Source organism: Ciceribacter sp. L1K22 (assembly GCF_017599385.1).
Taxonomy (GTDB): domain Bacteria; phylum Pseudomonadota; class Alphaproteobacteria; order Rhizobiales; family Rhizobiaceae; genus Allorhizobium.
Genome location: NZ_JAGFPK010000001.1, coordinates 3,545,231 through 3,567,613 on the forward strand (window position 1 = coordinate 3,545,231; position 22,383 = coordinate 3,567,613).

Below are 22,383 nucleotides of genomic sequence, written 5' to 3' on the forward strand. Positions count from 1 at the left end.
GCCCCTCCTCGGGCTTCGGACCTTCTTCCCCTGACCGGCCGGGCGGCCGATCGACTAAAACTCTTGTTCTGCTCTAGCCTTTATCGCCCTTCGGTCAGGCCATACGTGCAACACTCCTGGTGTCGTATCCCGTGAGTGTTTTGAAGTGCTCTACCATCCTGTCGGCGTCGGGCTGCAGGCCCGTGAATAACGAGAATGCACCGACGGCTTGGAAAACCGCCATGCCGCCACCGTTCGCGACCCGACAGCCACGGCGACGAGCGGCCTGCAAAAGCGCCGTTTCGAGCGGAAAGTAGACGATCTCTGCGACCCAGAGTGGCGGGTTGAGCAATTCCGCCGGCAGGGGAAGGCCCGGATGCTTGTCCATGCCCATGGGCGTCGCATGCACCAGCCCCGTCGCGCCCGCCATGGCCTGCTCGAGATCATCGCCTGCCTTGATTTTGGCGTCCGGGAAAAGTCTTGTCAGAAGGGCTGTGAGGTCAAGCGCCCGCAGGTTGTCGAGATCGAAAATCGTCAATGCGCGTGCGCCCATCTGCAGCATCGCAAAGGCCGTCGCCGCACCGGCACCTCCGGCACCTATCTGTACGACGGAGCCGAGGTCTGCGCCGGGTAGCTGCCGCCGTATTCCCTCGGCGAAACCCCACCAGTCAGTGTTATGACCTATGCGTCTTCCGTCCTGCAATACGACCGTGTTGACCGCGCCGAGCTTTCGCGCATCCTCGGACATCTCGGTGAGCAGCGGTACGATCCTCTGTTTGCACGGATAGGTGATGTTGAGTCCGCAGAATCCCCTCTCCTCCGCATCGATCACGAGGCTTTCCAATGCGTCCGACGTCAGTTTCCGCTCGTTGAGGTCGATCAGTTCGTACCTGTATTCGATACCCTGAGCTTCGCCCTCTCGCATATGCATCGCCGGGGTCAGCGAGCGCTGTATGCCAAAACCGATCAGCCCTGCTCGTTTCATATCCCGCCTTCGGCGTTTGTTGGACGCATTCGTTTTGAGAGAGTTCTTGGATGCTTCATCTCTCGCCCTAGCTTCATCGATAATGTACTAACTAGTTAGTGTCAATATATGACCCGTTGATACCAGTCTGTTCCGGCACTATGAACGGGATCAGGACTGGATTAGAGCCGCTAAAGATGGCCCGTTCCGCTCGGGGGGTGGAGGAACATGACAAAGACGACCGGGGATACGCGGAGGAACGATCCAGAGAAGACGCGGGAAAATATCCTTGACGTTGCGACCCAGGAGTTTGCGGAATTTGGCCTGTCAGGCGCGCGCGTCGATTCCATTGCCGAGAAGACGCGCACGTCCAAACGGATGATCTATTACTATTATGGAAGCAAAGAAGGCCTCTATCTCGCCGTGCTCGAGCGGGCCTACCGCAAGATCCGTTCGCTTGAGGCCGATCTTCAACTGTCCGAGCTGAAGCCTGACGAGGCGCTGCGCCAGCTCATCAGCACGACCTTTGACCACGACGAACAGAACCCGGATTTCGTCCGCCTTGTCAGCATCGAGAATATCCATCACGCGATGCACATGAAGCGATCGAGCGAAATCGCCGACTTGAACATCTCCGTTATCCGAACGATCCAGGACATTATCGACCGAGGCCTGGATGAGGGCGTCTTTCGCCGCAAGGCGGACGCCATCGACCTTCACATGCTGATCAGCGCGTTCTGCTTCTTCCGTGTGTCCAACCGCTACACGTTCGGAATGATCTTTCAGCGAGACCTCTCGGAACCATCGCTTTACGCGCGCCACAAATCTATGATCGCAGAGGCAGTGCTGGGATACCTCACAGGCACGGATTGAGTGATATCAATAAGGCGAGTCCGTTCGGCAGCGGGCGTGAAAGCATTCGGTTGTCCACCATAATATCGCTCGTCACCTTCTTTGCACACTAGTACGAACGAGGCGTCGCTGGCTGATTGACACCTTGGAACAACCGGCGCGTTATCGCGATAAGTTCATTGTCTACCTATGACCACATCTATCACAGTTTCAATATCGTTAAACAAGCTTAAAATCATGAATTCGGCCGCTTCTTTCGGCCCTCTTCTGAAAAAAGAAGGCGGTCCAAATGCAAAAAGATAAACTTTTTCCAGCCTTGCAATATGCTCCACTAATTCAGTGGCGCGATTTTCCCTCAATGTATCCGACAGTCCACTTATTAATGCGTCCTCAATACCATTAATATTTTCAACGTCATATGTAATTCCTTTGTAACTCAATTGATTTCGTCCGAGCATAACAACCGGCTTTCCCGAAAGGAGAGCACTATATGAGCTCTGTGATGCGATAGTTGTGAAGATGGACGAATCTAATATCGCTCTATTAAGATCTATATTCCCAAGAATTAAAGAGTTTCGAAATTCATTTGCCTTCAGGAAAGAGTATCTTTCCCGGCTAAATGGATGTGGTTTGAAAATGATCGCCAAGTCAAGTTTGTTGGCCAGATTATCTAGCGTGTATAGCGCGTCCAGCGAGCCTGTAAAGATCGGCGAATGATACCTGCGACAAACGCTCTCCGGCTTGATGCCAGCATACCAGTCATTCTGCCCTGCATAAAGAACTATCGGGCGCCCCGCCAGTCCGGCGTGTTTGAGCGCCTCTTTGTAATCAATGCTGTTAGACTGAACGTGCCTTGTCGCCGTCACGGATTTTAGACAATTAACGTAACGGGATGATCGTTGTCTTTCTAATTCGGTGAGCTTTATATTTTGAAATAGATCGGCCCTGCGCGAGACCCAGCTTTCTCCCATTTCTCCATCGACGTCAAATGTAATACTTCCGGGTAGCAGTCCCTCATGAAAATATCCAAACTTAATTTTCCTAAGTTTTAGAATTTTGGAAGCCAAAACGTGAAATATCTGAAATTTGTTCCAAAGATATACATAATCTGGTTTGTGTATATCTAGAGCCCCCTTAAAGGCAACAAGATTTCTGTATAGTTTCTTCATCAAAATGCGAAAACGGGGGCCGTGGACATCGAATTCCCCTTCCGCCTGAGCCCAGAGTGAAGCCGCTTCGTTCGGCGCTATTTCAATCATCAGGGCCTTAAGCTCATCCATGAAAGATGCGCTCACGTCGGGCGCCTCATCCTGAGCGTTGATGGTGCAAATAATATTAGAAGAAATTCTGCCCGATAAATTAAATGCTATAAATTTTGTTGCTTTTTCAAACTGCGCCGAGACTGTTTCAAGGTAATCAACCCTGTTTCTTCGTAAGTCGTCAGCAAATAGCGAAGAAAAAAGAAAAGTAGGCATGGCATCTTGTGCTGTCGGTTCGGAGTTAGCCGGATCTTTTAGACCACAGCGCGGTTTTCAACAAGGCGGCGGAATGCGGTTGGCAGTGGCGGTAATGATTGGCTTCTTGGAAGGTCGGCTCTTCGGCCGCGCCGATGAATTTATTCGGTGTTGACTGCCGTCGTCTTTGTGGGTGCCGCGTTAATTTGTTTTCAGTAAAGCCGGCGTGTGTGACGACTTAAATTTTACGAGAATCTCATTCGTTAGCCGGCTGGATTGAGAGGGCAATAGAACCAGACCGCACGAGCAATGATTGCAACGACAAGCCGGTCGCGCCGGAACCCGGTGAGGCGACAGCTTAAATGCACGCTGCTTTTCGGGTCGACTACCTCAACGCGATAGTTGTCTTTCGGCACTGCTTATTCAGAGTTTGACACCCGAAGCTGTAATAGATAGTGAATGGCAAAAATTACGCTTCGAGTGGTACGGGGACTAAAGGGTGGTTGAGGACCCAATTGGAACTTATGATCCCCTGTTGGGGAACGATGGCCCCAGAGCTGGTCATCCATACTATCGCGGTGGTTATAAAATCTGGCCTGGTGCGGAAGAGGTTGCGAACGCTGTTTTTCGCATATTGTGCATTGGCAATTCAACGAGCTTGTGGCCGGCTTCCGCTTGGAGCTTGGAGCTAGGAAAAAAGTTACGTCGTTATGGACACTCTGTAGCTATCTATAATGGAGCCGGTAAAGGACACTCGTCCTCACAGGAGTTGTTGCGAGTCATCAGGGATGCTCCGGCAATTAAGCCAGACCTAATTATCTCGTTGTCGGGTATTTGCGATATCGGGTATTTGGTAAATGCCAAAGGCTATCCATTTCTTCATAAGTATTCTCGAAAAGCTATGGAATATCTCAAGCGCTCGGATATAGTAAGCGACATTTCCCACGGCTATCCCGATAGCGCAGGCCCTGCAGAGGTGTGGTGTCGAAATCAGCGTCTCGCAAATGTTGTCAGCGCGGAGCTCGGAATTAAACACATAGTTCTACTCCAGCCGGTCCAGGGGATTGGCTCCTATCCCGCGACCGCCGAAGAACTGGAATTTCTCGACCAGAAGTCGCGTGTTGTGCTGCGCGCAGCGGACGTGCCGTATATAACTGCTGTTCGGGACTTTTATGCGGAGGTTCGTGATATTATGGCTCGAGAGCCGGAGAAATATAAACATATTGTCGATTTTACAAGTATATTCGATAATGTACCTGGCGCTTATCGGGACCACAGGCATCAGTCGCAGCTTGGAGTGGAGCATATCGCGACACAGGTGGAAAAGTTGATTTCCCCTATTTTGTCAGAATTGGCTTCCGAAAATCGTCAAGCGGGTGCGTGATGAGGAGATTCCTTAAGAAGATACTTGCTTCGGTTTTTTGGCGCGACGCCGCTGACAAGTTTATGAGTACTCCTGAGGGGCGAAAGGTAGTATTCGAAGAAATTCAGAAAACGCCTTCCGGCTTTTCTTTTATTTTAAAAAGACTTGCAAAAGATCCGAATTTTATTGCTGAGCTTGTAGCTCGTAAGTCATTTTTACGCGATCTTTTTAAGCAGGGGCGTGCATTTGATTACTGGCTGGATGAAGTCGTAAAAAACCCAGAAGCGACTTATCGCGTTGTGTCTCATCCGGAGTTCGTCAGGCGTATTAGCTCGCAGACTGAGTTTTTTACGCTTCTCAGTAAGGCAGAATTCTTTTTGCCTTTTTATAGTTCGTTGACAGTTGAAGACAGGAAAAGATTTATTGATTTTATTCTTTCCGAAGATGAGGATATTTTTGATATTAGTCTGTCGCGCAACATTTATTTTCTTTCGAAGAATTTCATAAATAAACGGTCCGTTAGGGACTTTGTTTTGGCGGATGCTTGCAATGTAAAGTCGATCGATCAAATTTTATCACTTCTAGTCAATGATTTGACTCTTGGTGATTCGTCGAAAGGGCGATTTGAAGGTTTTTTCGAGAGGCTGTTAAAATCACCGGTTATAACGCAAGCTCTGCGCAGAGATGAAGCGCTGCGGAAATTTCTTCTAAGCTCTCTCTCGGAAACGCTGCAATCACTTGGGTCAGATCCGCTAAGTGACGCGGCCTCCGTCGTTTACAATGAGATCAGTCGGTACCCCGGGGCTGCAGTTTGGTTCAGTCACTTCGGCGACGAAAAAGAATTCTCCAGACTGTCTGACGGCGTGGCTGTATCGAAAGCTGCAAAGTCGATTGAATTTTACCTGGAAGATAACAGCGATATAAGGCAACAGCCTCCTCTGCGGTACTCAAAGGCTGGTGATCTTCGCGCCTATTTGAAGTCAATATCGAAGGAAAACATAGTACAGACGAAAAGTGGCCCGTTCGCTTTTTATGACATAAAGGGATTTGCCACAATAGTAGACGAAATTTTGTTGAATGAAGAATACTACTGCGAATTGGGGCAAGATGCTTATGTTATTGACGCAGGTGCGAACGTTGGTCTGGCGACTTTTTATTTAAAGACGAAGTTTCCCACAGCGAAGGTTCTGGCGCTGGAACCGGTGCCCCATATAGCGGCCTTGCTAAAACATAACGTTCAGAGCTGTAAAATGAACGACGTAGAGGTGAGAGAGGTAGCTGTGTCCGCATCCAGTGGGACGGTTGAGCTTATAGTTGACAATAGCAATAGCCTTGCCGGATCTCTAACGACACGTCAGCTGTCTAAGAGCAAGGATGTGGAACGTATCGTTGTTCCTACGGTGGCTTTAGGCGAGCTGCTGGAAAGGCCGGTGGATTTTCTGAAGCTTGACATTGAAGGCGTCGAGTTCGATGCGATTATTGAGGCTGGCGATCGTCTTCGGAACGTCCACTACCTTTTCTGCGAATATCACGCTGATCAGGAGGTGAATCGGAATCGACTTGGAACTCTATTGCAGCACCTCACCGAGAAGGGCTTCGCCTATCACATTTCCAAGTCTTCGTGGGCTGAAAAGCGTTTTCAGTCTCGTCCTTTAACTTATGTCGAACGAGGTGTCTCGTACGGGATTTATGCTGTGAACAGCAATTGGCAACGGCGGCCCGACGTTAAATGATCTCGAAAGCGGAGGCGGATGCATTTGCCCCGAAAGGGCTGGAAGCCATACGCGATGAGATAATCGATTTTCTGCGCTTGCGCGTGAAGCCATTGGTTACAGCTAGCGTCACCGAGGTTTGGCGAAAAGGCGGAAACTCGGACGGTGATGTGGTAACAAATGTGGACTATGACACTCAAGAAATCCTCTTCGCTTTTTTGACGAAATTATACAAAGACAGTTACTTTTTTGGTGAAGAAAATTTTCAGGGTATAGAGACGATAAACGAGTTGCCTTTGTGGATAGTTGATCCACTAGACGGAACGGTCAACTTTGCTAGCCGAATTCCTTTTTATAGTATCAGCATCTGCCTCGTGGTAAGCGGCAGGCCTGTTCTTGCGGTGGTATTTGATTTGGTCGGCGACGTTGTCTATGACGCTATAGTGGGATGTGGCGCGCGCGTTGATAAATATCCACTCGTGTGGAGTAGTGATCTTGCCAGTCGGTCTCCAACGGCGATAACGAGCGGTTTCCTTTATCGCTACCTTTTGAATGCAGAGGGTCGGGGGGGCGCAAAGATACGGGAATTGCTTGGTCCGAAGATCCGGATATTAGGATCTCAGGCTCTGCAGCTTTGTTGGGCGGCGGAAGGCCGCTTGCGGTTGACAATAAGTGCCGAAACAAAGTTGTGGGATGAAGCTGCTGGTGTCCTAATTTGCCTTGAGGCAGGAGCAGGACACATGATGGCGGGGCGAAAACAGATCTTTCCTTTGTTTGCGGGAGACGCCGCAACGACAGGGAAAAGCATGACGACAGTGGCTGGTGACCAAGAGTTAGTTACGCGCGTCGTATCTTTTATCGAGGAGAGTTGAGAAGGTGAAGATTATAGCGATGATCCCAGCACGGTTAGGATCACAGCGATTGAAGCAAAAAAATCTTCTGGAACTCGACGGTATTCCACTCGTGGCGCGTGCTGCGAAGAAAGCCGTAAACTCGAAGATATTCGACGAGGTTTGGATCAACTCTGAATCGGACCTAATCGGTGACGTCGCGGAGAAGTTTGGCGTCTCTTTTCACAAGAGGCCGGCCAATCTTGGATCGAACACGGCTACGAGTGAAGATTTTGTTGGTGAGTTTCTGAATGCGCACTCTTGTGATTACCTGGTGCAAGTTCATTCAATCGCACCGTTGGTAACAGAGGATGAATTGCGGCGATTCGCGAAAGCCCTTACTAGCGGGGACTATGAAACCCTTCTGTCCGGTGTGGCTGAACAAATACATTGCATGTACGAAGGAAGACCGGTCAACTTTTCAGTTGAGTCGATGAACCTTACCCAGGAAATGGTGCCGGTTGAGCGGGTGAGTTGGTCTCTGACAGGTTGGAATGCAAGAACGTATGTTGATGCGTATATCGCTAAACGCTGCGCTACGTTTAACGGCCGCATAGGTTTCTTTCCTCTCTCAAGACCTTCTGGGATGGTCATAAAGTTTGAAGAGGACTTTAGGATGATTGAGGCATTGCATAACTCGGGCTTCGGTAAGTAGCTGAGTTTGGGGGCCTTTTTGTTATGAAGACATTCCTATTCTCGGCGTATTTTGGAGATGTCGCCAAGGAACATAGAATTAGATATCTTGAGCATGTTTGGGCTGCTGCAGAAGAGCCGACAAACTTCGTTTGTTTTAACTCCGCCGGCCGCGTCCATTGTGCGTTTCACACGGTGAATGCCGATGAGTGTGACACGCTGAGTGATGAAGAGAATTTAGCTTTTCTTAAAGATCTGATTAACGATATCGATCCGAATGGTGATTTATGTCTTTGGCAGCATGCCAAGGGTGAATATGAGGCGGCGGGAAGACGGTTTCCTGGTTCAGCTAAGAGACTTGCCAGGAATGTATTTGCGTTTGTTCGGATTGTGGAAGAACATAATCCTGATTATGTGTTTTTATGGAATCAGTTCAACGCTTTCCACTCTATTGTTGCGGCGTTCCTAAGAAAAAAAGACGTGAAGTACGGTTTCTTTCACGATGGCGTTCTGCCGGGCAGTATCGCGTTTGATCCAGACGGGGAGATGGGAGAGAGCTGGGTTTCGAGGCGTCCAGATTTATTTTCTCGGGTTGCAGTAAGTGATCATGAGGTCCTTCGCGCTCGCGACTATCTTCGTCTCGTTCGTAGCAACGCTCAAACCAGGCATTCGCAACGTGCGAGTATCGATGTTCAAGAAGCATTGCGACACGCGGGATTTGGTGGAAGGCCTTTTATCCTCTATGCCGGTCAAAATGATTGGCACGCGGGGATTAAGCCAGATACGAGGCGTAGACATATCCACTCACCACATTTTACCGGTTCTCTTGAAGCATTGTACGACCTTGACAAGGCTGCGGGTGCTCTTGGAGCTGCTATTGTTTACAAGCCTCACCCTCTCCATCGTGAGCGATACTCGTACCTTATGTCGACGGAGTTTAGGAGCTCTCTTATCTTGCATAGCATTGACCTCAATGCTGTTTTGGCTAGAGCTTCGGTCGTAGCAACAATTGCATCTCAGGTATCATACAGTGCCTTGTTTATCGGGAAGCCGGTCATTTTGCTGGGTAAAAACCAGCTGGTAAGTAAAGGGCTGACTTATGAAATTACCGATCCCGGAAATTTGGTGGAAGATCTGACCAGAGCAATGGAAGATCCTCTGTTTGCGGATAGAGAAGATCAGATTGTGGATCATATAGCCAAACTTGAGAAGGTTTATCTCTTTGATTTTGGCACATTTTCCCAACCGTACTTTCGGCGAGGTCCCAAAGCTGCAGCTCGGTTCATGCATCTTTGCGCTAGCAATTCTCCGGAAGAAGTTGTTGATACCCTAACCGCTGGCAGGTTTTTTGAAATGGGAATGCAATGATAAAAGTAGGTATCATCGGTTTTGGAAAAATGGGGCAGATACGTGCCGACGCTATCGAAAAAGTCCCAGGTTTTCTCGTCAGTAAGGTGTTTGACGTTAGTTATCGCGCGCCGGTCCCTTATGCAATAGCGCGTGATGCGCATGAAATAGTGAACGATCCTGAGATAAGTGCTGTCTTCGTCTGCACCCCCAATCATCTGATCCCTTCGACAACTATAGAGTGTCTGCTATCCGGCAAGCATGTTTTTTCGGAGAAACCACCAGCTATGTCTGCGAGTCAGCTGGTTGCTGTTAAGCAAGCCCAGATTTCGAGCGGCAAAGTGCTTATGTATGGTTTCAACCATCGCCAACATGGCGCGGTCAAGAAAATGAAAACGCTGGTTGACAGCGGCGAGTACGGCCGCATCCTGTGGATGCGCGGACGGTACGGAAAAAGTGTTGATGCCAATTATCTTAACGAATGGCGAGCAAAAAAAGAGTTTTCAGGCGGTGGAATCCTCCTTGATCAAGGAATCCATATGCTGGATCTTTTTTTACACATAGGCGCGACCAGTTTCGACGAAGTACACGCGTTTGTTTCCAACCTCTATTGGAAGCTGGAAGGCATCGAAGATAACGTATTTGCAATTATGCGAAACAGCAAGACGGGTCTTTGCGCTCAACTCCATTCTACGATGACGCAATGGAGACATCTTTTTTCGTTGGAAGTATTTCTGGAGCGCGGATATATGGTTTTAAACGGGATAAAGACGGGTTCTGGAAGCTATGGAGAAGAGGTTTTGACTGTTGCGAAAAACCGCTCCACTGCGCCTGCTGCAACGTGGGAGGATGAGGAGAGCTTTTCTTACGATGTTGACATGTCATGGGTGGAGGAGGCTCGGGAGTTTACCGATGCTATCCTACTAGGAAATCCCGTGCGACATGGGAATATAGATGACGCAACCGAGCTGATGCGTCTGATTGACAGGATATATGAGAACGACAGACATGAGGCGTCTGTATTGTACACTTCTCTAAACAACTAATGCGCAGACTGAGGAAGACGTTATGGTGTCCCAAACTGAAGTTCAGTGGCTCGATGATTATTTTGCCAGATATACGGCAGCGGCCTTCGACAGCAAATATTATGAATCTCTAGTCAGTTTTAAGGAACTGATCGTGGAAACGAGGTCGAACGGTAAGAAGTTGATTTTCGCTGGCAATGGCGCAAGCGCGTCGATAGCGTCACACGCCCGGGTTGACTTTACGAAGCAGTGCGGTTGCCGCTCGATCGACTTTAACGAGCCGAATTTGATTACGGCTTTTTCAAACGATTTTGGCTTTGAAAACTTTATGGCCGAAGGAGTCGAACGTTTTGGCGACCAAGAAGATGTTCTGGTTCTTATAAGTGTAAGTGGCGAGTCAAAGAATTGCGTCAAAGCTGCGGAGCGGGGTAAAAAACGTGGGCTGAAGGTTGTTACTTTTACGGGAAAAAGCCCGGAAAATACGCTTCGCTCGCTAGGGGACCTGAATTTCTGGTACGATAGCGCCGCTTACAACATAGTAGAGTGCGTACACATGCTTTGGATCTGTACCGTTGTGGACATGGTAGTTGGAAAAGCGGAATACTCAGTGTCCTGATGTCCCGAAGAGGGCGACTGAACGCTCGTGAAAGGTGGACGTACGCGAAACAGTTTATAACAGAAACCAACTTCACGTGGTGCCAGTAGTGTCGAGAGAGAAGAAAAGAGTTTTGAGGAGTGAAGCGTGGTTTAACGACACCACGGATCCTGGGGCGACGGCCATATATCTGGAACGCTATCTCAATTTCGGGCTGACACACAAGGAACTAGGGACGGGGCGACCTATAATTGGAATTGCCCAATCTGGTTCTGATTTGTCTCCTTGCAATCGACACCATATAGATCTTGCTGTTCGTGTTAAAGAGGGTATACGCGACAACGGTGGCGTGCCTCTGGAGTTCCCGCTACACCCAATTCAGGAGACAGGGAAGCGCCCTACAGCTGCTCTTGACCGGAATCTCGCCTACTTGTCGATGGTTGAGATTTTGCAGGGTTATCCAATCGATGGTGTCGTGCTCATGACGGGTTGCGATAAGACCACTCCATCTCAATTGATGGCCGCCTCTACCGTTGGGATCCCGTCGATTGTATTATCCGGAGGTCCTATGCTTGACGGTCATTATCAAGGGGCGTGCGTCGGATCTGGAACGATTAATTGGATCGCACGTGAGAAATACGCTGCAGGAGAAATCGGAGTTTCCGATTTTATTGCGTTAGCCGCGTCGTCTGCGCCGTCTATTGGACATTGCAATACTATGGGGACGGCACTTTCCATGAACTGCATAGCGGAAGCGCTGGGCATGTCACTGCCTGGATGCGCTTCGATTCCGGCGGCATATCGCGAACGCCCGCAAATGGCTTATGCAACCGGTTATCGTATCGTTGACATGATTTGTGAGGACCTAACACCGTCTATGATCCTTACCGACGAGGCGTTCAAAAACGCTATTCGTTTGGCAACTGCAATAGGAGCTTCTTCAAATTGCGTTCCGCATTTGATCGCGATTGCGCGTCACGCCGGCGTCGCTCTGAGCGAATCAGATTGGGATCGGCATGGCGCGAATATCCCGCTGTTGGTAAATTGTCAGCCTGTCGGCAAATATCTGGGCGAAGCTTTTCACAAAGCCGGAGGCGTTCCGGCAGTGATTATGGAGCTTATATCAGGTGGACTGATGAACCCATCTTGCCTCACAGTAACGGGACAAAGTCATTCCGAAAATCTAAATAAAATAAGTAATATCTACGTTAATCGCGATGTCATTTCAACGCTATCAAGGCCCGTGAAAGAAAACGCCGGTTTTATTAAACTTAAAGGAAACCTCTTTGAATCGGCAATTATGAAAGTGTCTGCAATTGATGACGAGTTTAGGAAACGTTATCTATCAAATGCCGAGGATCCCGACGCATTTACAGGTCGCGCCGTCGTTTTTGAAGGGCCTGAAGATTATCACAAGCGAATAAATGATCCTGATTTGCAAGTGGATGAGCATTCCATTCTCGTCATCCGAGGTTGTGGACCCTTGGGCTATCCTGGTTCTGCGGAAGTTGTTAACATGCTGCCTCCCGATCGCTTAATTAAAGCAGGGATTCGTAATTTGCCTTGCATCGGAGACGGTAGACAATCTGGTACGTCAGGAGCACCCTCAATTCTTCATGCTTCACCTGAAGCGGCAGCAGGAGGCGGTCTGGCAAAATTGCGTACTGGGGATACTATTCGTGTCGATCTAAAATTAAGAACTGTCAATGCGAAGGTGGATGTCAGCACATGGGCTGCCAGAGAGAGTGTGTACTTTATCCCTGAAGATCAAACTCCCTGGCAAGAGATTTATCGGGGCTTGGTAGAGCAATTGAGTGACGGCGGAACAGTTCGGGGCGCTACTAAGTATAGAGATACTAAGCGCAGCGTGCCTCGACATTCTCATTAACATCTTAAGCTCATCTAAATTGTTCCGTACCGCCTTGACGAGGATGGGATTCTATCCGGTTCCGCAGACCACTTGATCCGAAACTGCGGGATTAATTCTGAAAAAAAAATGCCGACGAGGGAAGCTGCCTGAGACTAAAGGTGCAAAATCTTCACCGGCCGGGTCCATTGGATCAGCACGACACAGCCCTCTTCCGAGGTCACCGAATGCGAGCTGCCAGCGGCATTTGCAACGAATGAGCCGGCGCTGTAGTGGCCATATTCGTCGCTTTGCGAACCTGACAGCACCAGAATGGTTTCCAGTCCCTGATGCAGGTGCCGTGGCACCGAGGCGCCAGGTGCATAGCGCAGCAGAGCGACTTCCGGCTCTCCGGTGACGAGACGGCAGATTTCCACGCCCTCACGGAAATATTCGAATCGGCAATGCTGCCAGCCGCCACCGAGAAAGTCGACGAAGCTGAGTGGCTCACCCATCGAGCGCCTCCACGATCTGATCAACGGTTGTCGCCCAGCCGACGATGGCGCCTTGCGCGGTGATCATGTCGATGGCTGCCTTCTTGAATTCGGGGAAATAGCTTTCGGTGGCATCGGTCGCGAGCAGGCATTCGAAGCCACGGTCATTGGCCTCGCGCATGGTGGTCTGGACGCAGACTTCGGTGGTGACGCCGGCGAAGACGAGCTGGCGGATCTTTCGCTCCGCCAGGAGCTCACCGAGCGGTGTGGCGTAGAAGGCGCCCTTGCCGGGCTTGTCGAGCACGATTTCACCCTCAACCGGATAGAGTTCCGGAATGATGTCGGCGCCGGGTTCGCCGGAAATGAGGATGCGGCCCATGGGACCGGGATCGCCGATGCGCAGAGACGGTTTGCCACGCTCGCGTTTGGCGGGCGGACAGTCGGACAGGTCGGGACGATGGCATTCGCGGGTGTGGATGACAGGCAATCCGGCCGCGCGGAAGGCGGCGAGCAGCCTTGCCGTCGCCGGAATGATCGCCTGCAACAGAGCGACCTTGTTGCCCAGCGTTTCGCCGAAGCCGCCGGGTTCGACGAAGTCGCGCTGCATGTCGATGATGATGAGGGCCGCATGGTCCCGATCGAGGTCGAAGTCGAAGGGACGCGCGTTAATGATTGCCATCAGTGATGTCCTGCCATGTGCCGGCCGATCTCGCCGATATCGGCGTTTGCGGCTGGGGTCTCGTAAGCGATGTGTCCTTCCGACATGACCAGGATCCGGTCGGAGAGTTGGAGAATTTCGTCTAGGTCTTCAGAGATCAGGAGCACGGCGGCGCCTGCATTTCTTGCGGCCATGATGCGGGCGCGGATTTCGGCAACGGCGGAGAAATCGAGGCCGAAGCAGGGATTGGTGATGATCAGGAGATCGACGTCGCCGGTGAGTTCGCGGGCGAGAACCGCGCGCTGGACATTGCCGCCGGAGAGCGAGGCGATCGGAGACTGGAGCGAGGCCGTCTTCACCTTGTACTCGCCGACCAGATGGCCTGCCTGTTCGAGCATGCGGCTGCCATCGAGCCAGAACTGGGCGCGGCCTGAACTGAAGTCAAAGTCGCGGAAGAAGATGTTCTCGGCCACCGTCATGCGCGGCGCACAGGCGTTCTTCAAGGGCTCCTCGGGCAGATAGCGGACGTTGAGCTTGCGGGCCTCGCCGCGTCGTGCGTGATAGGGCTCCGCCTTGACCCGGATCTCGCCCTTTTCCAGCGGGCGCTGGCCGGTCAGGATCTCCATCAACTCCATCTGGCCATTGCCGGAGATACCGGCGATGCCGACGATCTCGCCGGACTTTACGGTGAGATCGGCGATGTCGATGGTCTTCAGGCCGGAGCGATCCGGGGCCCTGACACCGGAGACGGAAAGGACGGGCACGCCCTCGTAGGCGACACGGGCGGCCGGCTTCACCAGTTCCTTTTCACCGATCATCATCGCCGCCATGTCGGAGGTCGAGAGGTCGGAGACCTTGCCGCCGCCGACATATTCGCCGCGGCGCAGGACCGAGACCTCATCGGCAAAGGCCGTCACTTCGCGGAACTTGTGGCTGATCATCAGGCAGGTGAGTTCGCCCGCACTCGTCAAACCCCGGACCATGCCGAGCAATTCGTCGGCTTCCGCCGGTGTCAGCACAGAGGTCGGCTCGTCGAGGATCAGGAAACGGCGGCCGAGATAGAGTTGCTTCAGGAGTTCCAGCTTCTGCTTCTCGCCTGCGGCGAGCCGGCCGACGGGGATGTCGAGCGGCACGCAGAAGGGCATGCGGTCCATAAAGGCGGCGAGCGCCTGGCGCTCCTTCTTCCAGTCGATCAGCGCCGGTGCATCGGCCCGGCTGATGACGAGGTTTTCGGCTGCGGTCAGCGAGGGAACGAGCGTGAAATGCTGATAGACCATGCCGAGCCCCATATCATGGGCGGCGCGGGGGTCAGGGATTTCGACTTCGAGGCCTTCGACCATCATCTGACCCGAGGTCGGCTTGTAAAAGCCCATCATACACTTGACGAGGGTCGACTTTCCAGCACCGTTCTCACCGAGCAGCACGTGAAAGGAGCCGGCGGCGACACGGATCGAGACGTCGTTCAGCGCCGTGAAGCTGCCGAAGCGCATGGTCATGCCGACGGTTTCCACCGACATGGCGTGATCGGGTGTTTTGAATTCGTCGGCCGGGACCCTCATGGCAGCGCGCTCACGAGTTTCTCACTGTCCGAGACGGAGCCGAAGACGCCACCCTGCATCTTCACCATCTTGATCGCGGCAGCATGGTTGCCGGGATCGGTGGCGCCGCAGCAGTCCTCGAGGATGACGCATTCGAAGCCACGGTCATTCGCCTCGCGCATCGTCGTGTGCACGCAGACATCGGTGGTGATGCCCGTCAGGACGATGTTTTCGATGCCACGCGTGCGCAGGATGAGTTCGAGATCGGTGGCGCAGAAGGAGCCCTTGCCCGGCTTGTCGATGATCGCTTCGCCCGGCAGGGGCGCCAGTTCGTCGATGATTTCCCAGCCCGGTTCGCCGCGCACGAGAATGCGACCGCAAGGACCGGCATCGCCGATGCCGGCGCCGATCTGCTGCGAGCGCCAGCGCTTGTTCGGCGGCAGGTCGGAGAGATCGGGGCGATGGCCCTCGCGGGTGTGGATGATGTGATAGCCCTTGGCGCGCATGGCCGAGAGCACCTTCTTGATCGGTTCGATCGGCGCGCGGGTGAGCGAGAGGTCGTAGCCCATCTTGTCGACATAACCGCCGACGCCGCAGAAATCGGTCTGCATGTCGATGATGATGAGCGCGGTGTTTTCGGGGCGCAGGTCGCCGTTATAGGGCCAGAGATAGGGATCTGCCTTAATGGTCGTCATTCCGCCGCCTCCTTGTTGATCTGGCCCTCGGGCGACTTGTTGAGACCGCCAAGTCCGTTCATGGATCCTGCTCCTATTTGGTGATGCTGAGTTCGCCGGGGGCCGAGACCATGGCCCGGGTGCGCGAGCTGATCGCGATCAGGAGGCCAAGGGTGAGCACATAGGGTGCGGCGTAGAAGAGGTAGTAGCCCTGGGTGACGCCGACCGACTGAAGTGCGGGCCCGAGAGCGCCCGCGCCGCCGAAAAGCAGCGAGGCATAGAGGCAATGCACCGGGTTCCAGCGAGCGAAGATGACCAGTGCCACCGCCATCAGACCCTGGCCTGAGGAAATCCCTTCGTTCCAGCTGCCGGGATAAAAGAGCGAGAGATAGGCGCCGCCGACGCCAGCCAGCGCACCGCCGACCGCAGTCGACCAGAGCCTTACGCGATTGACGTTAATGCCGAGCGCACGGGCGGCATCGGCACTGTCACCGGCGACCCGAATGGTGAGACCGACGCGGGTATTTTTCAGAACCCAGGCGGCGAGGAAGGCGAGCGCGATGCCGACGAGGAAAAGGACGTTGACGTTGAGGGCCGCCTGAACCTGCGGGATATCCGACCAGAAACCGAGCGGGATCGACGGCAGATCGGGCGCGACGGGCTGGACGTAGGGCTTGCCGAAGAAGAAAGCGAGGCCCGAACCGAAGATCATCAGGGCGATGCCGATCGCGATGTCATTGACCTTGGGGAACTTGCAGATCCAGCCGTGCAGAAGGCCGAAAAGAAGTCCGCAGACGGCCGCCGCAAGCGTACCCGCCCAGGCGGAGCCGGTGTGATAGGCGACGGCATAGCCACTCATTGCGCCGAAGACGAGCGTGCCTTCAAGGCCGAGATTGATGCGACCCGAGCGTTCCGTCAGGCATTCGCCAATGCTGACGAAGATGAAGGGTGTGGAGACACGGATGGCGCCGCCGAGGATGGCAAGGGGCACGCCCCAGAGACCGATATCCGTCATGCGCGCTTCCCCTTCAGCAGGAGGCCATCCAGCGTGATGCGATCACGGAAGGCGTCGGACAAGAGGATGGCGATGAAGATCATGCCCTGGAAGACCACGATGGTCGCATCCGGCAGGTCTAGCCTCCGCTGGACGAGGCCACTTGACGCCTCGAAGCCGGCAAAGAGCAAGGTGGCGGGGATGATCGCCAGGCAGTTGTGACGGGCGAGGAAGGCGATAAGGATGCCGGTGTAGCCATAACCGCCGGCGAGCGAGGCATTGGCCGAGCCATGGACGGCCGCCACTTCGAAGGCACCTGCGAGGCCAGCGAGAGAGCCGCCAAGTGCCGTGAAGCCGATCATCAGCAGGCCAGCGGGCAGGCCCTGTACCTGGGCGGCTCTGATGTTGCCGCCGACAATGCGCGCCGCGAATCCGAAGGTCGTCTTTTCGATCAGCACCCAGCACAGGATGCAGGCGACGACGCCGGCCGCGAGCCCCCAGTGCACGCCGATGCCGGGGATTTCGCCGATCCGGTAGAGCTCCGGCAGAGGCGACGTGGACGGCTTGTTCAGGCTTCCCGGATCACGCAGCGGTCCTTCCACCAGATGGTTCATGAGCGCGATCGCGATATAGGCCAGCAGCAAGCTGGAGATTGTTTCGTTGACCCCGCGGAAATGCCTGAGAGCCCCGATGCCGCCGATCCAGATGGCACCGACGAGCGCACCCGCGATCATCATTGCCAGGATCCCGACCGGACCCGGCATGCCCGGGGCGAGCATGGCAACCGCACCGGCGCCGACACCGCCCAGCACGATCGCCCCCTCCCCTCCGATGACCACGAGACCCAGCCGGGCCGGCAGGGCGACGCAGAGGGCGGCGAGAAGGAGCGGCGCCGCGCGGGCAAGCGTGTTGGTCCAGGAAAAGGAGGTGCCGAAGCCCGCCTTGTAGACGAGGGTGTAGAACTCAATCGGTGAGGTGCCGATCAGGAGCAGAAAGACGGCAAAGAGGAGCATGCCGGCGATCAGTGCTGCCAGCGGCAGGAAGAGTGGGTCGAGCCAGCGCAGGACCGTCTCGAGCGAGAGACTGCGTCTGGCCAGACCCTGCTGGCTTGCGAAATCCGCCGGTGCACTCATGTCACGCCCCTCCCGGCTGCTTACGAGGTCGACCCGACAACACCCTCGACGAGGTAGCTCATGCTCTCGAGCGCAACGTCGGTCTCGGCGAAAGCCTGGCCTTCTGTGGCGATGACATTGCCCTTGTTGTCCTTGAGCGGTCCCTTGATGACCGAGAAGCCCCCCTTCATGATTTCGGCGAGCGTCGCATCGAACTGTTGGCGCGCCGGTTCGGTGACCGCCGGGCCCAGCGGGCTCATCTTGACGAAGCCTTCGGCGAGGCCGCCTCGGACGAAATTGTCGATCGTGCCGCCTGAAAGCGTCGTATTGACCATGTCGGTATAGACCTTGGACCAGTTCCACTCGGCACCGGTCAGATATTTCTCGGGCGCCAGCGGACTCTGGTTGGCGTGGTAGCCGCAGAGGAACATGCCGCGACCGGCGCCGGTTTCCATGACGACCTTCGGGCCGTCGACATGGCAGGTTACGACGTCGACGCCCTGGTCGGCGAGTGCGTTTGTGGCTTCCGCTTCCTTGACGGCGAGCGACCATTCACCGGTGAAGATGACCTGGCAGGTGATCGTCGGGTCGACCGCGCGGGCGCCGAGCAGGAAGGAGTTGATGTTGAGCAGGACCTGCGGAATGGGCTTGGCAGCCACGAAGCCGATCTTCTTGGTCTTGGTCATGTGACCGGCGACCACACCGTTCAGATACTGACCCATGCCGATATAGCCGAAATAGGAGCCGGTATTGGCGGGCTTGTCCGGGGTCCAGAGACCGCCGCAATGTTCAAAGCGGACATCAGGATATTTCGGCGCCATGGTCAGGATATGGGGATCGAAATAGCCGAAGGAGGTCGGGAAGAGCAGTGTAGCGCCGTCGAAGTTGATCATGCTCTCCATGGTCTTCTGGACGTCGACCGTTTCCGGTACCTGTTCTTCTTCGACTACGGTCACGCCTTCGATCGCCTTGATCGCGGCCGCGCCTTCGGCATGGGCTTGGTTGTAACCGTAATCGTCCTTCGGGCCGACATAGATGAAGCCGACGGTGAGGCCCGCCGCGCGGGCGACATTGAAGGGAAGCACACTGCTGGCAGCAGCAAAGCCCGCGAGGCCGGCTGACTGGCGCAGAAACTGTCGGCGGCTCGGCATAAGAAACTGGCTCATGAAGGATCTCCCGGATCAGGATGAACAGTGGATGCTCGGGCGGGCGCTGGTTCCCCAGGTTGTCTATGGCGCTCCGCGTTCACCTTTGAGTAACCCATATGGCGCTGCTTCTGTCTTGTGCTAAGTTTTGGTCAAGCTGCTGCAAATTCTGCATCACCCGGAGGGGCGTCACATGCGTCATCTGACTTCGCTTCGTTACATCGACGCCGTGGCCAAGGCGGGCTCGATCCGCGGCGCGGCGGAATCTCTCGCGATTACCTCTACAGCGCTCAACAGGCGCATCCTCGCGCTTGAGGAGGAACTCGGCGTACCGGTTTTCGAGCGGCTGCCGCATGGGGTGCGGCTATCGAGCGCCGGGGAGATCCTTATTCACCACATCCGAAACCAGCTTTCGGACATGGAGCGGGTGAGATCGCAGATCGCCGACCTCTCCGGCGTGCGGCGAGGCCATGTCTCTATCGCCTGCAGCCAGGCGCTCCTGCCATACTTCCTGCCACAACAGATAGCCATTTACCGCAAAGATCATCCCGCGGTGACGTTCGGTGTCCATCTGCGGGATCGACAGGCGGCGGAGCAGGCGCTTATCGATCACGCCGCGGATATCGCGCTGGTATTCGAGCCGGTCCGAATGGCAGATTTCATGACATTGATGCGGGTTTACCAGCCCGTTCATGTGGTCATGGCCTCGCATCATCCACTCGCTCGTAAGGACACGATCAGGCTCGGCGACTGTCTCGGCTATCCCTATTCGCTGCCGACGGCGCCCTTCGGCGTGCGGCATCTGATGGACATGGCTGCCCAGAAATCCTCCTATCGTCTCGAGCCGGTGATCGAATCCGACAGTTTCGAGTTCTTGCGAAACCATGCCGTTACGGAAAACATCATCACCTTCCAGATTCCGATCGGTCTCTCGGAGCAAACGGCGGGCGGCGATATGGTGAGCCGGCCCTTGGAAAAGAAGGACGTGCCGGCCGGCGTTCTTTACATGGGGCAGTTGAAGGGCAGGACGCTGCCGGTGGCCGCCGCCCGTTTCGCAGCCCAGCTTTCCACGACGCTCGCCACAAAATTCGAGGTATCCTGAGACGGATCGTCAAAATCGGGAATGCCGACGGATCCACGGGACGAACTGTGCAAATCCGGACGGGAATGACTGGCGCCGGGCGGGAGTTCGTGGCTATCATCCACGCCGCTGGGGAAAAATACGGGGACCTGCGGGGGACGTCTACACATGCGGAATTTCGAAAGGCCGACACGCTCGGTGGCCGTGGCAAGAAACGCCATGGCGGCGACCTCCCATCCTTACGCAACGCTTGCGGCCGTCAACATCCTGCAGGCTGGCGGCAACGCCATGGACGCGGCCATCGCGGCCTGTGCCGTTCAGTGTGTCGTGGAACCGGGATCGACCGGGATCGGCGGAGACTGCTTCGCGCTCTATGCGCCGAAGGGCGGCGACAAGGTCATCGCCTACAACGGATCGGGGCGGACACCAGCCGCCTTGACGGTCGACTGGTTCGAGGAACGCGGTCTGACCGAGGTGCCCCGGCAATCGCCGTCCGCTGTGACCATACCCGGCGCTATCGATGCCTGGACGCGGCTCCACGCCGATCACGGCCGCCTACCCTTCGCTCGTATCCTGGCGCCGGCAATCGACTACGCGAAAAACGGCTACGCAATCACACCACGGGTCCATCGGGACTGGAGCCTTGAAGAGAAATTGCTATCCGCCGACAAGGCGGCGGCCGAGATATTCCTCCCCGATGGTCGTGCTCCGCGGATCGGCGAGGTTCATTCTCAGCCTCGCCTTGCGCAAACACTGGAACGCATCGCGGCGGAGGGTCGTGACGCCTTCTACAAGGGATCGATCGCAGCCGATATGGTCGATCGTCTCCGCTCGCTTGGCGGCTTGCACACGCTGGACGACTTTGCGTCTGCCAGAGGCGAATATGTAACGCCTGTTACGACAGACTTTCGCGGCTATCGCATCCACGAATGCCCGCCGAACGGACAGGGCATCATCGCGCTGGTGATCCTCAATATTCTGTCGCACTTCAATGCGGTGGCCGATCCGCAGTCCCCGGACCGGCTTCATCTCGAGATCGAGGCGACGCGCCTTGCCTATGCGGCGCGCGACGCCTGGGTCGCCGACCCCGAGAAGGCGGAGCTGCCCGTCGAGGAGATGCTGTCGCCTGAATTTGCCGCGCGCCTCGCCGGCATGATCGACCTCAAGTACGCGGCGACGGATCTTCCGGACTTCGAGATGCCGCTTCATCGCGACACCGTCTACATTTCGATCGTCGATGCCGAACGCAACGCCGTCAGTTTCATCAATTCGATCTTTGACAGTTTTGGTTCCGGCATCGTCGCGCCGAACTCGGGCATCATCCTGCACAATCGCGGCCAGAGCTTCTCGCTGAAACGGGGGCACCTCAATATGATAGGGCCGGAAAAGCGTCCGTTGCACACGATCATTCCCGGCATGGTGACCCGTCACGGCAAGACGGAGATGTCGTTCGGCGTCATGGGCGGCTACTATCAGGCCATGGGCCATGCCCACCTGATTTCCAAAGTCTTTGATTACGGCATGGATCTGCAGGATGCGATCGATCTGCCGCGCCTGATACCGGTCGGCGGCAAGAGCCCGCGCGTCGAGGCGGAGCGAACGGTGCCGGCCGAAACGGTGGCGGAGCTGACACGCCGCGGCTTCGAGATCGTGCCGGCGGAAGACCCGATCGGCGGAGCGCAGGTCGTCAGGATCGACTGGAAGAACGGAACGCTGACGGGCGCATCTGAGTCCCGCAAGGACGGAATGGCGCTTGGCTGCTGAGGTTAACCCAAACCGATTTGGGAAACGATGCCGCCTCCCTTGCCTTTGCGCCGGTATTATTAGTGCCTATATCACGCAACGCACTGACGTTGCCCAGAGCCAGGCACGCGAGTTCCCGCAATCGGGCCCGCTTCATTCGAAGCGGTTATCGCAACGCGTGCTGCGACACCAATCGTCGCCTGCGGCCCCTTGGCTGTTTGCTGCCTGTGCGCTAACCAAGGCGGCGACGAATTAAAAAACGCCGAACCGAAGCCAGTGACGAG

The 22,383-nt window shown here is 54.9% G+C and carries 20 protein-coding genes; 11 read left to right on the forward strand and 9 right to left on the reverse strand.

What is annotated here, in order from left to right; translation table 11 throughout:
• Positions 1 to 94: 94 nt before the first annotated feature.
• Positions 95 to 964, reverse strand: a complete 870-nt coding sequence (locus tag J5J09_RS17440; RefSeq protein ID WP_208552722.1) for a shikimate dehydrogenase — start codon at positions 962 to 964, stop codon at positions 95 to 97.
• Between the two features lie 207 nt (positions 965 to 1,171).
• Between J5J09_RS17440 and J5J09_RS17445 the strand changes: the two genes are divergently transcribed.
• The gene (locus J5J09_RS17445; RefSeq protein WP_208552724.1) at positions 1,172 to 1,816 is read left to right on the forward strand and encodes a TetR family transcriptional regulator; all 645 of its coding nucleotides are present in this window, start codon (positions 1,172 to 1,174) and stop codon (positions 1,814 to 1,816) included.
• Between the two features lie 155 nt (positions 1,817 to 1,971).
• On the opposite strand, the gene J5J09_RS17450 is transcribed toward J5J09_RS17445, so the two are convergent.
• Positions 1,972 to 3,270, reverse strand: a complete 1,299-nt coding sequence (locus J5J09_RS17450) for a hypothetical protein (RefSeq protein ID WP_208552726.1) — start codon at positions 3,268 to 3,270, stop codon at positions 1,972 to 1,974.
• 478 nt (positions 3,271 to 3,748) lie between these two features.
• Here J5J09_RS17450 and J5J09_RS17455 point away from each other — a divergent pair, with 478 nt between their 5' ends.
• From J5J09_RS17455 to J5J09_RS17490, 8 genes are all read left to right on the forward strand, one after another.
• Entirely contained in the window at positions 3,749 to 4,633 is an 885-nt protein-coding gene (locus tag J5J09_RS17455; RefSeq protein ID WP_208552727.1) for an SGNH/GDSL hydrolase family protein, read from the forward strand.
• Positions 4,633 to 6,345 carry an FkbM family methyltransferase gene (locus J5J09_RS17460; protein WP_208552729.1) on the forward strand — a complete coding sequence of 571 codons (1,713 nt, stop codon included), beginning with the start codon at positions 4,633 to 4,635 and terminating at the stop codon, positions 6,343 to 6,345. The genes J5J09_RS17455 and J5J09_RS17460 overlap by 1 nt, the downstream gene beginning before the upstream one ends.
• A complete protein-coding gene (locus tag J5J09_RS17465; RefSeq protein WP_208552731.1) occupies positions 6,342 to 7,196 on the forward strand; it encodes an inositol monophosphatase in 855 nt (284 codons plus the stop codon). Before J5J09_RS17460 ends, J5J09_RS17465 begins: the two co-directional genes overlap by 4 nt.
• Before the next feature lie 4 nt (positions 7,197 to 7,200).
• The gene (locus tag J5J09_RS17470) at positions 7,201 to 7,869 is read left to right on the forward strand and encodes a hypothetical protein (RefSeq protein WP_208552733.1); all 669 of its coding nucleotides are present in this window, start codon (positions 7,201 to 7,203) and stop codon (positions 7,867 to 7,869) included.
• 23 nt (positions 7,870 to 7,892) lie between these two features.
• Positions 7,893 to 9,215, forward strand: coding sequence for a hypothetical protein (locus tag J5J09_RS17475; protein WP_208552737.1), 1,323 nt, complete (start codon positions 7,893 to 7,895; stop codon positions 9,213 to 9,215).
• Complete coding sequence (locus J5J09_RS17480) at positions 9,212 to 10,240, forward strand: Gfo/Idh/MocA family oxidoreductase (protein WP_208552741.1); 1,029 nt, start codon at positions 9,212 to 9,214, stop codon at positions 10,238 to 10,240. The genes J5J09_RS17475 and J5J09_RS17480 overlap by 4 nt, the downstream gene beginning before the upstream one ends.
• A gap of 22 nt (positions 10,241 to 10,262) precedes the next feature.
• Entirely contained in the window at positions 10,263 to 10,835 is a 573-nt protein-coding gene (locus tag J5J09_RS17485; RefSeq protein ID WP_208552742.1) for an SIS domain-containing protein, read from the forward strand.
• Between the two features lie 79 nt (positions 10,836 to 10,914).
• Positions 10,915 to 12,702, forward strand: coding sequence for an IlvD/Edd family dehydratase (locus tag J5J09_RS17490; RefSeq protein ID WP_348646486.1), 1,788 nt, complete (start codon positions 10,915 to 10,917; stop codon positions 12,700 to 12,702).
• Positions 12,703 to 12,836: 134 nt separating this feature from the next.
• On the opposite strand, the gene J5J09_RS17495 is transcribed toward J5J09_RS17490, so the two are convergent.
• The 7 genes from J5J09_RS17495 to J5J09_RS17525 all read right to left on the reverse strand — a co-directional run bounded on the left by J5J09_RS17495 (position 12,837) and on the right by J5J09_RS17525 (position 19,296).
• Entirely contained in the window at positions 12,837 to 13,175 is a 339-nt protein-coding gene (locus J5J09_RS17495; protein WP_208552743.1) for a cupin domain-containing protein, read from the reverse strand.
• Positions 13,168 to 13,833, reverse strand: a complete 666-nt coding sequence (locus tag J5J09_RS17500) for a cysteine hydrolase (protein WP_208552745.1) — start codon at positions 13,831 to 13,833, stop codon at positions 13,168 to 13,170. The genes J5J09_RS17495 and J5J09_RS17500 overlap by 8 nt, the downstream gene beginning before the upstream one ends.
• Positions 13,833 to 15,371 carry an ABC transporter ATP-binding protein gene (locus J5J09_RS17505; protein WP_208552746.1) on the reverse strand — a complete coding sequence of 513 codons (1,539 nt, stop codon included), beginning with the start codon at positions 15,369 to 15,371 and terminating at the stop codon, positions 13,833 to 13,835. The genes J5J09_RS17500 and J5J09_RS17505 overlap by 1 nt, the downstream gene beginning before the upstream one ends.
• Positions 15,368 to 16,045: an isochorismatase family cysteine hydrolase gene (locus J5J09_RS17510; RefSeq protein WP_208552747.1), complete on the reverse strand. Its 678-nt coding sequence runs from the start codon at positions 16,043 to 16,045 to the stop codon at positions 15,368 to 15,370. Before J5J09_RS17510 ends, J5J09_RS17505 begins: the two co-directional genes overlap by 4 nt.
• Before the next feature lie 73 nt (positions 16,046 to 16,118).
• Positions 16,119 to 17,039: an ABC transporter permease gene (locus J5J09_RS17515; RefSeq protein ID WP_208552748.1), complete on the reverse strand. Its 921-nt coding sequence runs from the start codon at positions 17,037 to 17,039 to the stop codon at positions 16,119 to 16,121.
• Complete coding sequence (locus tag J5J09_RS17520) at positions 17,036 to 18,151, reverse strand: ABC transporter permease (protein ID WP_208552750.1); 1,116 nt, start codon at positions 18,149 to 18,151, stop codon at positions 17,036 to 17,038. The genes J5J09_RS17515 and J5J09_RS17520 overlap by 4 nt, the downstream gene beginning before the upstream one ends.
• A gap of 20 nt (positions 18,152 to 18,171) precedes the next feature.
• Positions 18,172 to 19,296: a BMP family ABC transporter substrate-binding protein gene (locus J5J09_RS17525; RefSeq protein WP_208552751.1), complete on the reverse strand. Its 1,125-nt coding sequence runs from the start codon at positions 19,294 to 19,296 to the stop codon at positions 18,172 to 18,174.
• A gap of 172 nt (positions 19,297 to 19,468) precedes the next feature.
• Between J5J09_RS17525 and J5J09_RS17530 the strand changes: the two genes are divergently transcribed.
• The gene (locus J5J09_RS17530; protein WP_208552752.1) at positions 19,469 to 20,377 is read left to right on the forward strand and encodes a LysR family transcriptional regulator; all 909 of its coding nucleotides are present in this window, start codon (positions 19,469 to 19,471) and stop codon (positions 20,375 to 20,377) included.
• 147 nt (positions 20,378 to 20,524) lie between these two features.
• Positions 20,525 to 22,120: a gamma-glutamyltransferase gene (ggt, locus tag J5J09_RS17535; RefSeq protein ID WP_208552754.1), complete on the forward strand. Its 1,596-nt coding sequence runs from the start codon at positions 20,525 to 20,527 to the stop codon at positions 22,118 to 22,120.
• The last annotated feature ends 263 nt before the right edge of the window (positions 22,121 to 22,383 follow it).